Below are 15,407 nucleotides of genomic sequence, written 5' to 3' on the forward strand. Positions count from 1 at the left end.
AGACCGACGACACACCATGTCCGCACCTGCTCCGGCGCCCCGGCCGCCCGCGCTCCCGGTCACCTTCAGGCCGACCCGTACCCGGATCGTCCTGCTGACCGTGGGCGTGGCCATGTTCGCCGCCGTCACCACCGTCACGCTGCTCCTCGACAAGCTCAGCCCGCCCGAGCAGGTCAGCTTCATCTTCACGGCCCTGCTCTTCCTCGCGGTGCTCGCCCTGCTGAGCCGGCCGAAGGTCGTCGCCGACGAAGACGGTGTCACCGTCGTCAACCTCACGCGTACGCGACGGCTGGCATGGGCGGAGATCCTGCGGGTGAATCTGCGCGCCGGCGACCCCTGGGTCTTCCTCGACCTCAGCGACGGCACCAGCCTGCCGGTGCTGGGCATCCAGCCCGGTATCGCCAGGGCGCGCGCCGTCGACGACGCCCGCGCCCTGCGGGCCCTCGCCGAGACCCGGGGGACCCGGCCGGAGCAACCGGGCGGCACCCGCCCGGACCAACACTGAGCCCGGCGACCGACATTTGGGGCAGCGCCCCTGCCCTCCGCGGCCCCGGCTTGTCTACTCTGGTGGCGGCGGCGCCGAGCGCGCCCCGCCCCGCATCGCACGGCCCGTCGGCCGGCGGGGCCACCCTGCGACCCGAGGAGTGACTCCCTCCAGCAATGGACGGATCGTCCGGTAGTACCTGCGCCGCCCCCTCCCAGGAGGCGGCGGCATGATCGTCCCGCTTCTGCTGCTCGCCGCAGCATTCCTTCTCATCCTCGCCAACGGCTTCTTCGTGGCCGCCGAGTTCGGGCTCGTCACGGTGGAACGCCCGGACGCCGAACGCGCCGCGGCCGAGGGCGACCGCCGGGCCCGCCGCGTCGTCGGCGCGCTGCGCGAGCTGTCCTTCCAGCTCTCCGGCACCCAGCTCGGCATCACCATCACCTCGCTCGTCGTCGGTATGCTCGCGCAGCCCGCACTCGCCGGGCTGCTCGGCGGGCCCCTGACCGCGACCGGACTGCCCGAAGGGGCCGTGCCCGGGGTGGCGGTGGTCATCGGCATGCTGCTGGCGTCCGCCGTCCAGATGGTGATCGGCGAACTGGTCCCCAAGAACTGGGCGGTGTCCAGGCCGCTCCAGGTGGCGAGATTCGTGGCAGGCCCGCAGACCGCCTTCTCGTCCGCCTTCCGTCCTGTCATCACCCTGCTGAACGCCGCCGCCAACCGTCTTGTACGACTGGCGGGCGTGGAGCCGGCCGACGAGCTGGCCTCCGCGCGCACCCCGGTCGAGCTCATGTCCCTGGCCCGCCATTCGGCGCGGGCCGGCACGCTGGAACAGGACACCGCGGACCTCTTCGTACGCACCCTGTCGCTCGGTCACCTCACCGCGCAGCATGTGATGACCCCGCGGGTGAAGGTGAGCGCCCTCCAGTCCGACGCCACCGCGGCGGACGTCCTCAATCTCACCCGGGCCACGGGCCTTTCACGCTTCCCCGTCTACCGGGAGCGCATCGACGAGATCGTGGGCATGGTGCACCTCAAGGACGCCCTCGCCGTACGGGCGGAGGAACGCCGGAGGGTCGGCGTGGAACGGATCGCCGTCGCCCCGCTGATGGTGCCGGAGACCCTCCCGGTGCAGCAGCTGCTCGAACAGCTGCGCAGCGAACAGCCCATAGCCGTCGTCGTCGACGAGTACGGCGGCACGGCCGGTGTCGTCACCCTCGAGGACATCATCGAGGAACTGGTCGGCGAGGTCAGGGACGAGCACGACGCCGAGTCCGACGCCCGTCCTGAACTGGCGCCCGTCGCCCCGGAGGACGGACGGCCCGCGTGGGAGGCCGACGGCAGCTGCCGTGTGCTCACGCTCCGCCGGATAGGCCTCGAGGTGCCCGACGGTCCGTACGAGACCCTCGCCGGTCTCGTCGCCGACCTGCTGGGGCGCATCCCCGCCCCCGGCGACCGCGCCGAACTCCCCGGCTGGCGGCTGTCCGTACGCCAGGTCGACCGCTATCGCGCCGAACGCGTCCGCCTGGTGCGCACCGCCGGCACGGTCACGCAGGCGGAGGCCATGACGGGGGCCACCCGGTGAGCGCTCTCCAACTGCTTTTCGCACTGCTGCTGGTCGTGGCGAACGGGTTCTTCGTGGGTGCCGAGTTCGCCCTCGTGTCCGTACGCCGCAGCCAGATCGAGCCGCTCGCCGCGGCCGGCTCCTCGCGGGCCCGCCGGGTCCTGCACGGTCTGGAGAACCTGCCGCAGATGATGGCCGCCGCCCAGTTCGGCATCACCGTCTGCTCCCTCACCCTCGGCGCCGTCGCGGAACCGACCGTCGCCCATCTGCTGGAGCCCGTCTTCCACGCGGCACACGTGCCCGAGGGGATCGTCCATCCGCTCGGCTACGCGATCGCCCTGGCCGTCGTGGTGTTCCTGCACCTCGTCGTCGGCGAGATGCTGCCGAAGAACCTCGCCATGGCGGCGCCGGAGCGCACCGCCCTGTGGCTCAGCCCGGGCCTGGTCGGTTTCGCGCGGCTCTGCCGTCCCGTCACCACCGCGCTCGACGCCTGCTCGCGGCTGGTGCTGCGGGCCTTCGGCGTCGAACCGAAGGACGAGGTCGAGGCCGTCTTCACCAGCGTGCAGCTGGGCCGGCTGGTGGAGGACGCGGGCCACGCCGGACTGCTGGCGCCCGCCGAGCAGGAACGGCTGGAGGACGCCCTCGAGCTCGGCAGCCGCCCGGTCACCGACGTGCTGATCCCGCGCCCGGCGCTGGTGACGGTCGCGCCGTCGGTCACCCCGCGGCAGCTGGAGGACCTGACCGTACGCACCGGCTACTCGCGCTTTCCGGTCTGCGCCGACAGCGGGAGCCCGTTCATGGGGTACCTGCACGTCAAGGACGTCCTCGACCTCGAGGACGGGGAGCGCGCCGTGCCCCAGCACGTCTGGCGGCCGATGGCGACGCTGCGCGCCGAGCTGCCGCTCGACGACGCCCTCACGGTGATGCGCCGTGCGGCCACCCATCTCGCGCAGGTCGCCGACGCGTCCGGACGGGTGCTGGGGCTGGTCGCGATGGAGGACGTACTGGAGATGCTCGTCGGCGAGGTGCGTGACCCTTCCCACCGGGTCGCGCCCGGCACTCCCCGGACGGCCTGCGCCCCGGCGGTGACCAGCGCACCCGCGCCCGCCGTCACCGACGCTCGGGACAGCGACGCCGGAGCGCTCGTGAACGGCTGAGCAGCGTACGGATCACCCGAAGGGAGGCTCCTGCGGGCCGCGGCCGGCCGGACCGCGGCCCGACAGGACCTCCCCGTACGCCTGCATCAGGTCGGGCAGCCGCAGCGTCGACAGATCCTCGCGGGTCGGCGGACCGGGACAGCCGGACAGCCTCAGATCGCGGTACGCACAGCTCTTCTCGTACAGCGTGCGCAGGAAGCGGCCGTTGCCCAGTTCGTCGATCCAGCCCTGGTCGACCACATGGCCGCTGATCGAGCGGAGCTCGTCGCGGGCCTCCTCGTCCCACACGTCGCCGTTGTCGGCGGCCAGCACCCCGCCGATCGCGGTCAGTTCCAGCGGCCGGTACGAAGGGAAGTCGACACGGGTGGTGAAACGGGACGACAGCCCCGGGTTGGCGGCGAGCAGCCGGTCCATGCCCTCCGGGTAGCCGGCCAGGATGACGACCAGGTGATCGCGGTTGTCCTCCGCGCGCTTGAGCAGTACCTGCAGGGCCTCGTCGCCGTACGCGTCGCCCTTGCTGTAACCGGAGTTGGACAGGCTGTACGCCTCGTCGACGAAGAGCACGCCGCCCAGCGCCGAGTCGATCAGCTCGTTGGCCTTCACCGCCGTCTGGCCGAGGAACTCGCCGACCAGATCGGACCGCTGGGCCTCCACGAGATGATCGCCGCCCAGCAGCCCGAGGGCGTAGAAGACCCGGCCGAGGATACGGGCGACGGTCGTCTTCCCCGTCCCCGAGGGGCCGGAGAAGACGAAGTGGCGCTTCGGCGGCTGGACGGGCAGCCCCTGCACGGCCCGCAGCCGGGCCATCTCCAGCTGCGCCGACAGCGCCTTCACCTGCCGCTTCACCGGTTCGAGCCCCACCATCCGCTCCAGCTCCGCCAGCGCCTGGGCGAGGAGGGCCGGGTCGGTGGGCCCGGCCGGGAACCGCGGGGGAGAGGACGGGGACGGCGTGGCCGATCTGCGGCGCGGGCCGTCGGCCGGCGCGACCGGTGCGGGTCCCGGCACGGTGACGCCGGTGTCGCCGCCGAACCGCGACTCCGGTCCCTGGGCCGTCTCGCCCTCGGCCTGGACGTCGGCCGTCTCACCGCCGTATCCGGCCAGGGACACGGCGGCGAGACCGACCGAGTCGTCGTACACGTCGATCCCGTCGTACTCGGCGATGGCCGCGAGGCGGGCGGCGGTGTCCATGAAGGCCGGATCGATGCGGTGCACCGCGCGGTACAGCGGCAGCGCCGCCGCGCTGCGGCCGGTGCCCTCGTGCGCCCGCGCCAGCCAGTACCGCAGCTCCTTGCGCTGCGGCTGCTCGCTGCGGCAGCGCATCAGGGCGGCGGACAGCAGCGGCTCCGCCTGCCCGTACATCTCCAGCCGCACCCGGGCCATGCCGCCGAAGAGCCCGGCCTCGATGCCCAGCAGCGGGTCGTCGACCAGCGGCTCGGTATGGCGTACGAGCTGCTCCCAGTCCTTGACGAGATACGCCCGGCAGGCGTGCAGGAAACGCACCTGCGGATCGGTGTCCACCGGCGGCAGGGCGGCGAGCGCCCGGTCGAGCTCGGGCACATGGCGGCCGTCGAGCCAGTGGGAGGCGTGCGCCAGCAGCAGGTCGCGCCCGCTCTCCAGCACCGGCTGCACCCACCAGCCCAGCCAGTACCAGGAGTTGAGGGTGCGGCGATGACGGGCGCGCTGTTCGCCGAAGCGGTCGCGGCTGCGGTACATGTGGAGCAGCGCCGTCGAGGTGTCGACCCGCAGCGCGTGCAGCCCGAGCCAGGCGTCGGCCATTCCCGGGTCCAGCCGGACGGCCGTGCGGAACTCCTCCTCGGCCTGCGGGTACGCGCCCATGGTGCAGGCGTCCACGCCACGCACCCAGGCCAGGTCCGCCGGCGTCCGTGACCCTTGCGTGCCGATGTCCATAGGGTCCCCCCACTCCCCCCCTACAAACCGTGCACCAGTGTTGTCGCGCCGGATGGAGGCCCTGACCGCTTGCCGGAACAGCCGTACCGCAATGGGGAGTTGGGCGCCCCGCTGTGGCGCGGCAGCCGTCGAGGGCTTCCAGTCGTGCATCGTACCTGCGCACGGGGCGGTGATTAAGAGCGCCACAACGGCCGGGTGACGGGGCGGAGATGGTGACCCAGGGTGAGCGGCAGCGGCTCGCAAGGGGTGAAAGAAGAAGGAAAACGGGCAGAACGAAGCCCCCGATCACGGGGGAACAACCGGGGGCTTCGCGTCTGCGGCGGCTTCGGAAAGCCGCACATTGGAAACGTAAGACCTGTACGCCCCGTCGGTCAAGCAGAGTTGAGGCACTCTTGAGACGTAATCCCGACGCCTCAGAATGCCGGGGGAAGGCCATCACTGTGCGTGATCGATTGGTGCGAACCTGCAGTCCCGGCGGGCATCTGGAGCCACTCGTAGCCCGTCGGACACTCGCGTATCAGGGCGTCGGCGAACGGGGCTGAAGGATCGGACAAGAAATGGCGCATCTCCGCCGCCGTCCAGCCGTCCCAGAACCCGGAGAGCGCCGCACCGTCACGCGCCCTGCCGCGCGCCCAGGACTCCTCGGCACCCCGGTCCATCCACAGCAGCGCCGCGAGATACGGGCGCAGCGCCCGCCGCCCGGCCCCGACCCCCTCCACCAGGACCACGGGCGCCGCCGGCAGCACGCGCGGCGCGAGGAAGCGCCGGAGGTTCCAGTCGTACGGGTGGTAGGCCGCGTCCCGGCCCCGCGTCAAGGGCTCGATCACCTGGCTCAGCATCCGCCCCGTCCAGTCGAACAGCTCCTCGTGGGTGGCCAGATCGTCGAGGTGCAGTACGGGCACCTCCGCGCCGAGCGCGCCGGCCAGCCGGCCGGTGAACGTGCTCTTGCCCGAGCCCGCGTGACCGTCCACCGCGACCAGGCGCACAGGCCCGCAGGAGGGTGGCAGCGTGCGCAGCCCGGCGGCCCGGCGGTCGAGGTCGTCCATGGGGCCACCCTAAGAGGCGCCCTCCAGGCGCGGCAGCCCGGTCCGGTGCGGCGCCCCAGGTCACCTCGCTCCCTCCGACGGCCGAACCCCCAGTGGTCGAGACCAATATTGCTTCCGCGACGCGAGTCGAATCCCTGGCAGAAGCGAGTCGCGAACCGCGATAGTGGCCCCACTGTCGCGCTCCTGACTTGGGGGTCCCATGGCCAGACCTACTTCGCGCAGAGACGTTCTGGGTGCCGCGCTCGCGGCAGCCGCCACCGCCGGAACCCTGTCCCTCGCCGCCGGGCAGTCGGCCGCCGCGACCGGTACGGCCGCCGTCCCCGCGGCACCGTCGCGGCGCGCGCGGCCGCTCGTGGACAACCGCTTCTGGTCCTCCTACACGGACTGGCGCTGCGGCGACCGCGCCGGCACGAAGGCCGTCGCCGGCCGCCGTCCGGGCGTGGTGATCGCCGAGCCGGCCGGCACCACCGACTACACCGACCCGCACACCGGCACGACCGCGAGGTGGGAGTACGCGACCTGGACCTCGCCGGTGCACCGCTCCCGCGTGCCCGCCACCGAGGCCATCGCCTCCTGGAACGCGGACACACCCGCCGGGACCTGGCTCCAGGTGGAGCTGAGCGGCGCGTACTCGGACGGCAGCGCCACGCCCTGGTTCGTGATGGGCCGCTGGGCCGCGGGCGACCGGGACATCCGCCGGACCTCGGTCGACGACCAGAAAGACGGCAGGGCGAGCATCTGGACGGACACCTTCTCCGTCGACGACGCCGCGAGCGGACTGCGCCTCGACTCCTACCGGCTGCGCCTCACGCTCTACCGCCGGCCGGGGACCACGCTCACACCCACCGTGTGGCGGGTGGGCGCGATGACCTCCGACATCCCGGACCGCTTCGGAGTGCCGGCGTCGGAGCCGGGCCTCGCCCGCGAACTGATCGTGCCGAGGTACTCCCAGAACACGCATGTGGGCCAGTACCCGGAGTACGACAACGGCGGCGAGGCGTGGTGCAGCCCCACGTCGTCGCAGATGATCATCGAGTACTGGGGCCGCAGGCCGTCCGCGGAGGACCTGGCCTGGGTGAATCCCGACTTCGAGGACCCGCAGGTCTGTCATGCCGCCCGTTTCACCTTCGACCACCAGTACGAGGGCTGCGGCAACTGGCCCTTCAACGCCGCCTATGCCGCGACCTACCGCGACATGAGCGCCGTCGTCACCCGGCTGACCTCGCTGACCGATCTGGAGACGCTGATCGCCGCCGGAATCCCGGCCATAACGTCCCAGTCGTTCCTGAAGGAGGAGCTGACGGGAGCGGGTTACGGCACCGCCGGCCACCTCATGACGGTGATCGGCTTCACCGCCGACGGTGACGTGATCGCCAACGATCCGGCCTCACCCGACAACGAGGCGGTCCGCCGCGTCTACCGCCGTGCCGAGTGGGAGAAGATCTGGCTGCGTACCAAGCGCTACAACGCCACCGGGAAGGTGGTCTCCGGCACAGGAGGCGTCTGCTACCTGTACTGGCCCGCGCACCCCACGGCCGCCCAGCGTGCGGCTCTGGCGGCCGTCGGCGTCCACTGACGCACCGCGCGGCCCCCGGCGGCAGTGACGAACGTCTCTACCCCGGGGGCCCGTGTCGCTGGCACTGTTGTGTGGCCACGGTCTTCCGTCCGATACGGGCGGAAGATCCCAGGGGGAGCCACCTGCCGGACGACCGAACGAGACGCGCCATGACCTCGAACGCAGCAACCGCCGACCGCACCCTGCCGACGACCCGTACCGGCGGCCCGGACGAAGGATCCGACCTTCTCGAGCACGTCTTCGGCTGGACGCTCGTGGTGGTCCTGGCCATGCTCATCACGCAGGTCGGCCTGATCTAGTACCGGGCCTTCCGCCCGCGACGCCCTCACCTGCCCGAAGGCGCTGCCCCGGGCCGTCACTTCGCCCCCGGGTGACCCGTGACGCCCGCCTTCCGATCGGGCATACTCAGGCGCGCCACAAGCCGCTATGCAGCCTCTTTCGTGATCCGGAAGGGCACCATCGGCCTGGCAGAACAACCGGCGGCGCGCCCACACCCTTGCGCGTGACCGCCGCAGCGCCCGACAGGGAGGAGAGCGCCGCCATGCCCGACCGCGCCCCGCAGCCGGTGGACCGTCAGCTGCCCACCGAAGAGGCCAGGGATCTGATCACCCTGGTCCGCGACATCGTCCAGCGGGAGATCGCCCCCCGCGCGGCCGAGGAGGAGGACGCCGGGCACTTCCCGCGCGAGGTCTTCTCGCTGCTGTCCGAATCAGGACTGCTCGGCCTTCCCTACGACTCCGAATTCGGTGGCGGGGACCAGCCGTACGAGGTCTATCTCCAGGTCCTGGAAGAGCTCGCGGCGGCCCGCCTCACCGTCGGCCTCGGGGTGAGCGTCCACTCCCTGTCCTGCCACGCGCTGGCCGGGTACGGCACCAAGGAGCAGCAGGGCGAGCACCTGCCCGCGATGCTCGGCGGCGGCCTGCTCGGCGCCTACTGCCTCTCCGAGCCCGCCTCCGGCTCCGACGCCGCCTCGCTGCGCACCAAGGCGGTCCGGGACGGGGACGACTGGGTCGTCACCGGGACGAAGGCCTGGATCACCCACGGCGGCGTCGCCGACTTCTACACGGTCCTCGCACGCACCGGCGTGGAAGGCCCGCGCGGTATCACCGCGTTCCTGGTGCCGGGCGACGCCCCGGGGCTGAACCCGGCGGTACCCGAGAAGAAGATGGGCATGAAGGGGTCGCCCACCGCCCAGCTCCACTTCGACGGCGTCCGGATTCCGGACTCGCGCCGTATCGGTGAGGAGGGCCAGGGCTTCGCCATCGCGCTCTCCGCCCTCGACTCGGGCCGTCTCGGCATCGCCGCCTGTGCCATCGGCGTCGCGCAGGCCGCGCTGGACGAGGCACTCGGCTACGCCACCGGACGCAAGCAGTTCGGGCGTCCCATCGCCGACTTCCAGGGCCTGCGCTTCATGCTCGCGGACATGGCCACCCGGATCGAGGCGGGGCGGGCGCTGTACCTCGCCGCCGCCCGGCTGAGGGACGCGGGACGGCCGTTCTCCCGGCAGGCCGCCATGGCGAAGCTGTTCTGCACGGACGCGGCGATGAGCGTCACCACCGACGCCGTCCAGGTCCTCGGCGGTTACGGCTACACGCAGGACTTCCCGGTGGAGCGCTTCATGCGCGAGGCCAAGGTCCTGCAGATCGTCGAGGGGACGAACCAGATCCAGCGGATGGTCATCGCCCGCCATCTGGCGGGACCTGAGACGCGCTGACCCGTCCGCTCCTGGCCGGCGGCGCCGCGAGTCCGGCCCCTTCGGGGTCGCGGCGCCCGGGCAGCGTTCTGCCCCGGCTCGCCCACAGTTGGAGAAGCTCACGGTAGATGGGCGGGTCGGCCGGGTGCGGAACCGATTCTTCACGAACGGGCACAACCAGGCGCCGACGGCCTTGCGTGGTCGGGCGGTGCAGGCTCATGCCCGGCCAACGCGCCACGCGCGGAAGCGGTTACCGGCAGGACTATTCGAGCGCCAGTGCAGGGGCTGCACCGTCCCCCGCCGCTGCACGGTCCCCCGCCGCGGCGCGGGGCACCGCGATCCGGGTTCCCGTGGTGCCGGGCGCGGGCCGACGCGTCGGCGGAATTCTGGGGATGTCCCCAGGGGCGGGCGGTCACGCTCGCTGTCCGGGGAGCCGGAGAACTCCCCGGGGCACGTCCTTCAGGCGGCCCGACGCATCGGCGGAACCTTCAGCGGCCGCGAGCCGGGGCCACCCACGTGCGAGAACGGCTGGGTGCGCCAGTCCAGGCCCTGCGGAAGCGTCAGCAGGAGCGCGGTGTCCTGCTCCTGGACCTCGAGCGACTCGTCCGCGGGACGGGCGAGGGAGGCGTCCCGGCCGGTGCCCGAGCAGACCGTCAGACCGAACGGGTTCCACGGGGTGGGGCACAGCGCGTGCTCGGGCAGGACGTCCTCGTCCGCCAGCAGCGCGATCGGCTGAGCGCAGTCCGGGCAGATCACCCGGAACATCTCGAAGGTGTCGTACGCGTCCAGAACGTCCGTCTCCGCCGGCTCGGCCGGATCAACAGGCTCCGGTTCGGTGCGTCCGGTGCTCTTGGAAGACACAGTCTTGACACTCTGCATGGAGAATCTCCCCCTTGGATGGGCCGACCAGGCATGTGCGGCCTCGACCACAGCAAGCAATGCCCACCGTGCAGGTCGGGTAACCGTGGGGTCACGGCGCATCGACCGGGCAAACCTGTGGCGTTGGTCACATGGGGGCCCGTGATGCCCGTCCGGAGGCCCGGGGACTGTGCCGGAAGCGATCCGGGGCCATAGGTTGATCCGCATGGAGGAGCTGGATCGTCAGATCGTGGACCTGCTCGTCAAGGACGGGCGGATGAGCTACACCGACCTGGGCAAGGCCACCGGCCTGTCCACATCGGCGGTGCACCAGCGCGTCCGCCGCCTCGAGCAGCGGGGCGTCATCCGCGGCTACGCGGCGGTCGTCGACCCGGAGGCCGTCGGGCTGCCGCTGACCGCGTTCATCTCGGTCAAGCCGTTCGACCCCAGCGCCCCCGACGACATCGCGGACCGGCTCGCCGGCGTGCCGGAGATCGAGGCCTGCCACAGCGTCGCGGGCGACGAGAACTACATCCTCAAGGTGCGCGTCGCGACACCCCTCGAACTGGAGCACCTGCTCACCCGGATCCGCTCCCTCTCCGGCGTCTCCACCCGCACCACGGTCGTCCTCTCCACCCCGTACGAGGCCCGCCCGCCGCGGATCTGACACCCGGTGGTCCCAGGGCCCAGGCCACGGACCACCGGCCCGGTACGGGGCGTGCGCGGCGGCTCTCTAGGCTTGCCCCATGACCGAGAGCACCGCCCCCCAGAGCGAACACCGCACCGTGCTGCTGCGCGGTGGAGAAGTCCACAGCCCCGCCGACCCCTTCGCCACCGCGATGGTCGTCGAGAAGGGACGCGTCGCCTGGGTGGGATCCGAAGGCGCCGCCGACGCCTTCGCCACCGGCGTCGACGAAGTGGTCGATCTCGAAGGGGCCCTGGTCACCCCCGCGTTCACCGACGCCCACGTCCACACCACGTCGACCGGTCTGGCCCTCACCGGCCTCGACCTGTCCGCAGCGGCCTCCCTCGCCGAGGCCCTGCGCCTCGTACGGGAGTACGGCGCCGCCCACCCCGCCGCCGGCCAGGTCCTGCTCGGTCACGGCTGGGACGCGACGCGCTGGCCCGAGCAGCGGCCCCCGAGCCGTGCCGAACTCGACGAGGCGTCCGGCGGCCGGCCGCTGTACCTGCCGCGGGTCGACGTGCACTCCGCCGTCGTCACCACCGCCCTGCTCGACCTGGTCCCCGGTGTCACCGGCCTGGCCGGCTTCCACCCCGACGCCCCGCTGACCGGGGCGGCCCACCACGCGGTGCGCGCCGCCGCCCACGGGGCCGTCACCCCCGCCCAGCGGCGGGCGGCGCAACGGGCGGCGCTCTCCCGCGCCGCGTCCCTCGGCATCGGCAGCATCCACGAGTGCGCGGGCCCCGAGATCTCCGACGAGGCGGACTTCACCTCCCTGCTCGCCCTCTCCCGTGCCGAGCCCGGCCCGCGGGTGGTGGGCTACTGGGCCGAACAGGTCACCGACGAGAAGGACGCCCGGCGCATCCGCGAACTCGGCGCCTCCGGCGCGGCAGGGGACCTGTTCGTCGACGGCTCCCTCGGCTCGCACACCGCGTGCCTGCACGCCCCGTACGCCGACGCCCCCACCACCACCGGAAGCGCCCATCTCGACGCGGCGGCCGTCGCGGCCCATGTGACCGCCTGCACCCGGGCGGGGCTGCAGGCCGGGTTCCACGCCATCGGCGACGCCGCCCTGAGCGCGGTCGTCGACGGCGTGCGGGCGGCGGCCGACCGGCTGGGGCTCGACCGGATCCGCGCCGCGCGGCACCGCATCGAGCACGCCGAGATGCTCACCCCCGAAACGATCGCAGCCTTCGCCGAGTTCGGCCTCACCGCCTCCGTCCAGCCCGCCTTCGACGCGGCCTGGGGCGGCGAGGAGGGCATGTACGCCCAGCGCCTGGGCGCCGAGCGGGCCCGCACCCTCAACCCGTACGCGGCGCTGCTGCGCGCCGGGGTGCCGCTCGCCTTCGGCTCCGACAGCCCGGTGACGCCCCTCGACCCGTGGGGGACGGTACGTGCCGCCGCCTTCCACCGGACGCCCGAGCACCGCATCTCCGTACGGGCGGCGTTCACCGCCCACACCCGCGGCGGCTGGCGTGCCGTCGGCCAGGACGACGCAGGCGTGCTCGTGCCGGGCGCCCCGGCCGACTACGCGGTCTGGCGCACCGGCGCGCTGATCGTCCAGGCGCCCGACGACCGGGTCGCCCGCTGGTCCACCGACCCGCGTTCCGGCACGCCCGGTCTGCCCGACCTCGGACCCGGCGCCGAACTGCCCGAATGCGTGCGGACAGTGGTGGGCGGACATACCGTCTTCGAGGGACCGAACGGGTGACGTAAGGACATTTCGCACCGCCCGGACGTATTCCCGCCGTTCCGCCTCGACCTGCGGATCTTCGCCTCTGACCTGGCCGTTCCGGTAATTCTCGCTGATCAGGCGACTGTTGACAGCGAGCGCCCACCGGCCGGTAGGTTCGCATGAGTCCACCGAAGAACTCCGACCGGCAACCTCCACGCAAGTCGTCGAACGCCGCTGGGTCATGGGGTGGTGTGCCGCACCGGCGCACCACCACTGGGAGCCAGGTTCAGCGCCCGCGCCTCGGGGGCAGAGGGAAGGTTTCCGCCGATCGGCAGGTGGGACCCGGGTGGGGCCCGGCGTTCAGTAGACAACGGCTCTCGGTCGACCCGCAGCCAGCGGGCCCCAGGTCGGCCCGAAGGACGCCGGGCCCGATCCGCTGCGTCCGGCCGGGTCCGCCCGCCGTTCCGCCCCGACGCCGTGTCCTGGTCGTTCCGTCTTCATCGCGAAGATCCGTGCCGCGGGAAGCGCCCCTCGGGGGCTCGCTATGGTTGGGCTCTGCGACGGACTTTAAGGGGCAGCAGTGAACGACGGTGGTGCGGTTCCCCATGGTGGACCCCAGGGGAGGCGGTACGGCCCGCTCGGCAGAGCGTTGGTGATCATTCCCACCTACAACGAAGCCGAGAACATCCGGTCGATCGTCTCCCGGGTGCGCGCCGCCGTGCCCGACGCGGACGTGCTCGTCGCCGACGACAACAGCCCTGACGGCACGGGCAAGTTCGCCGACGAGCTCGCCGTGCAGGACGAGCAGGTGCACGTCCTGCACCGCAAGGGCAAGGAAGGTCTCGGCGCGGCCTACCTGGCCGGCTTCCGCTGGGGCATCGAGCACGACTACGGCGTCCTGGTCGAGATGGACGCCGACGGCTCCCACCAGCCCGAGGAACTGCCCAGGCTGCTGACCGCCCTCAAGGGCGCCGACCTCGTTCTCGGGTCCCGCTGGGTGCCCGGCGGGCGGGTCGTGAACTGGCCCAAGCACCGCGAGATCCTCTCGCGCGGCGGCAGCACCTACTCCCGGCTGCTGCTCGGTGTGCCGCTGCGGGACGTCACGGGAGGCTTCCGGGCCTTCCGCGCCGAGACCCTGGAAGGCCTCGGCCTCGGCGACGTCGCCTCCCAGGGCTACTGCTTCCAGGTCGACCTGGCCCGGCGGGCCGTTGCCGCCGGCTTCCACGTCGTCGAGGTCCCGATCACCTTCGTGGAGCGCGAGCACGGCGACTCGAAGATGAACAGGGACATCGTCGTCGAGGCCCTCTGGCGGGTCACCGCGTGGGGGGTGGAGGAGCGGGCCGGCCGCCTCCTCGGCCGCAAGTCCGCACCGCCCCGGCCTCCTCGGTCCTCCTGACAGCCCCCTTACGCCGCTCCGGCAGGCGCCCAGGCACACTGGGAGCATGACGACCGGCGCACCGCCCCCGACCGCCCCGAGGCGCTCCCGCGCCCGCACTCTCGTCCCCCTGGCCATCGCCGCCTGGCTGGTCCTGGAGATCTGGCTGCTGACCGTCGTGGCGGACGCCGCGGGCGGCTTCGCCGTCCTCGGGCTGCTGGTCGGCGCCGCGGTGCTCGGGGCCGCGGTGGTCAAGCGGGCGGGGCGGCGGGCCTTCGCCAACCTCACCGAGACGCTTCAGCAGCAGACGGGCCGGCAGCAGCCGGACCCCGAGCCCGCGGCGCCCGGCCGCGCCGAGGGCAACGGGCTGCTGATGCTCGGCGGTCTGCTGCTGATGCTGCCGGGCCTCGTGTCCGACGCGGCCGGGCTGCTGCTTCTTGTGCCGCCGGTCCGGGCCCGGCTCGGCCGGGCCGCGGAACGCTCGCTGGAGCGGCGGATGAACGCCGCGGTCCCCGGCGGCCTCGGCGACGCGTTCCAGCAGGCCCGTATGCGCCGCCCGGACGGCAAGGTCGTCCAGGGCGAGGTCATCCGCGAGGAGGGCACCGGGCACCACGGCACGGCGCCCCGCGACGACGAGCCCGGCCGGCGGCCCCCGCTGACCCCCTGATCTCCGGCGGACCTGAACCACGACGGACCGGTGCGGCCCCTGGTTCTGCGGCCCGGGCGCCGCACCTGTCCGTACCGGCCGTACGAGAACCCGGGCGGGAACACGACGAGAGCCGCGGCCGGCCCACACGGTGTGTGGGCCGGCCGCGGCTCTCGTGCTGCTCGCTTCGCGCGCCTGTGCGGGCTACGCGGACTTGCGGCTGTCGCGCGGGTGCACCGCGATGTTCATGGCGCCGGAACGAAGGACCGCCAGCCGTTCGGCCAGCACCTCTTCCAGCTCCTCGCGGGTACGCCGCTCCATCAGCATGTCCCAGTGCGTGCGCGCCGGCTTGCCCTTCTTCTCTTCGGGGCCGTCCCCGTCGACCAGGAGTGCCTGGGCGCCACACGCCTTGCACTCCCACTCCGGCGGAATCTCCGCCTCGACCGAGAACGGCATCTCAAAACGATGTCCGTTCTGGCATGCGTACTCCACCGCCTGGCGCGGGGCCAGGTCGATGCCGCGGTCCGTCTCGTAGCTGGTAACCACAAGTCGCGTGCCGCGGAGAGCTCGCTCACTCATGAATCGTGCCTCCCGGGCTTGTCGCCCACAGGACAGGTGTCGCTGTCGTCGTCATCCGGTCAACGTCCGGTCGGCGGTAAAGATTCCCGTTCCGGGTCATGCGTCGCCCGTCGTGCCGCTGCTTTGCCATTGGTTGGGGTACCCACCAGTGCCCGGTTTGTCACATC

At 72.5% G+C, this 15,407-nt stretch carries 14 protein-coding genes; 10 read left to right on the forward strand and 4 right to left on the reverse strand.

All coding sequences use genetic code 11. From position 1 onward, the window contains the following. The first annotated feature begins 16 nt into the window (after window positions 1–16). The 3 genes from SPRI_RS30430 to SPRI_RS30440 all read left to right on the forward strand — a co-directional run bounded on the left by SPRI_RS30430 (window position 17) and on the right by SPRI_RS30440 (window position 3,202). Window positions 17–505, forward strand: a complete 489-nt coding sequence (locus tag SPRI_RS30430; protein ID WP_005320001.1) for a PH domain-containing protein — start codon at window positions 17–19, stop codon at window positions 503–505. Window positions 506–713: 208 nt separating this feature from the next. Then, entirely contained in the window at window positions 714–2,066 is a 1,353-nt protein-coding gene (locus SPRI_RS30435) for a hemolysin family protein (protein ID WP_037775279.1), read from the forward strand. Next, on the forward strand, window positions 2,063–3,202 hold the full coding sequence (locus SPRI_RS30440) for a hemolysin family protein (RefSeq protein ID WP_078535394.1): 1,140 nt from the start codon (window positions 2,063–2,065) through the stop codon (window positions 3,200–3,202). The genes SPRI_RS30435 and SPRI_RS30440 overlap by 4 nt, the downstream gene beginning before the upstream one ends. Window positions 3,203–3,214: 12 nt before the next feature. On the opposite strand, the gene SPRI_RS30445 is transcribed toward SPRI_RS30440, so the two are convergent. Together SPRI_RS30445 and SPRI_RS30450 are read right to left on the reverse strand one after the other, a co-directional pair. After that, window positions 3,215–5,110 (reverse strand): AAA family ATPase, encoded by a 1,896-nt coding sequence (locus SPRI_RS30445; protein ID WP_053557523.1) that lies wholly within the window; start codon window positions 5,108–5,110, stop codon window positions 3,215–3,217. A gap of 413 nt (window positions 5,111–5,523) precedes the next feature. Then, window positions 5,524–6,156, reverse strand: a complete 633-nt coding sequence (locus SPRI_RS30450; RefSeq protein WP_005320011.1) for a uridine kinase family protein — start codon at window positions 6,154–6,156, stop codon at window positions 5,524–5,526. Window positions 6,157–6,355: 199 nt separating this feature from the next. On the opposite strand from SPRI_RS30450, the gene SPRI_RS30455 reads away from it, so the two are divergent. From SPRI_RS30455 to SPRI_RS30460, 3 genes are all read left to right on the forward strand, one after another. Continuing rightward, the gene (locus SPRI_RS30455; protein WP_005320013.1) at window positions 6,356–7,732 is read left to right on the forward strand and encodes a peptidase C39 family protein; all 1,377 of its coding nucleotides are present in this window, start codon (window positions 6,356–6,358) and stop codon (window positions 7,730–7,732) included. Window positions 7,733–7,881: 149 nt separating this feature from the next. Then, window positions 7,882–8,031: an SCO1431 family membrane protein gene (locus SPRI_RS38225; protein WP_106428474.1), complete on the forward strand. Its 150-nt coding sequence runs from the start codon at window positions 7,882–7,884 to the stop codon at window positions 8,029–8,031. Between the two features lie 242 nt (window positions 8,032–8,273). Then, window positions 8,274–9,446: an acyl-CoA dehydrogenase family protein gene (locus tag SPRI_RS30460; protein ID WP_005320019.1), complete on the forward strand. Its 1,173-nt coding sequence runs from the start codon at window positions 8,274–8,276 to the stop codon at window positions 9,444–9,446. Between the two features lie 438 nt (window positions 9,447–9,884). Here the strand turns inward: SPRI_RS30460 and SPRI_RS30465 are convergent, their stop codons facing one another. After that, a complete protein-coding gene (locus tag SPRI_RS30465) occupies window positions 9,885–10,304 on the reverse strand; it encodes a hypothetical protein (protein WP_005320022.1) in 420 nt (139 codons plus the stop codon). Between the two features lie 205 nt (window positions 10,305–10,509). Between SPRI_RS30465 and SPRI_RS30470 the strand changes: the two genes are divergently transcribed. From SPRI_RS30470 to fxsA, 4 genes are all read left to right on the forward strand, one after another. Next, the gene (locus tag SPRI_RS30470; protein WP_050791604.1) at window positions 10,510–10,950 is read left to right on the forward strand and encodes an Lrp/AsnC family transcriptional regulator; all 441 of its coding nucleotides are present in this window, start codon (window positions 10,510–10,512) and stop codon (window positions 10,948–10,950) included. Window positions 10,951–11,029: 79 nt separating this feature from the next. Then, entirely contained in the window at window positions 11,030–12,676 is a 1,647-nt protein-coding gene (locus SPRI_RS30475) for an amidohydrolase (protein ID WP_053557524.1), read from the forward strand. A gap of 544 nt (window positions 12,677–13,220) precedes the next feature. Next, entirely contained in the window at window positions 13,221–14,036 is an 816-nt protein-coding gene (locus SPRI_RS30480; RefSeq protein ID WP_005320030.1) for a polyprenol monophosphomannose synthase, read from the forward strand. A gap of 46 nt (window positions 14,037–14,082) precedes the next feature. Further along, on the forward strand, window positions 14,083–14,682 hold the full coding sequence (gene fxsA / locus SPRI_RS30485; protein WP_053557525.1) for an FxsA family membrane protein: 600 nt from the start codon (window positions 14,083–14,085) through the stop codon (window positions 14,680–14,682). Between the two features lie 183 nt (window positions 14,683–14,865). Here the strand turns inward: fxsA and SPRI_RS30490 are convergent, their stop codons facing one another. Further along, window positions 14,866–15,240: an RNA polymerase-binding protein RbpA gene (locus tag SPRI_RS30490; protein ID WP_003959706.1), complete on the reverse strand. Its 375-nt coding sequence runs from the start codon at window positions 15,238–15,240 to the stop codon at window positions 14,866–14,868. Window positions 15,241–15,407 lie beyond the last annotated feature (167 nt).

Source organism: Streptomyces pristinaespiralis (genome assembly GCF_001278075.1).
In the GTDB taxonomy this organism is placed as follows: Bacteria; Actinomycetota; Actinomycetes; order Streptomycetales; family Streptomycetaceae; genus Streptomyces; species Streptomyces pristinaespiralis.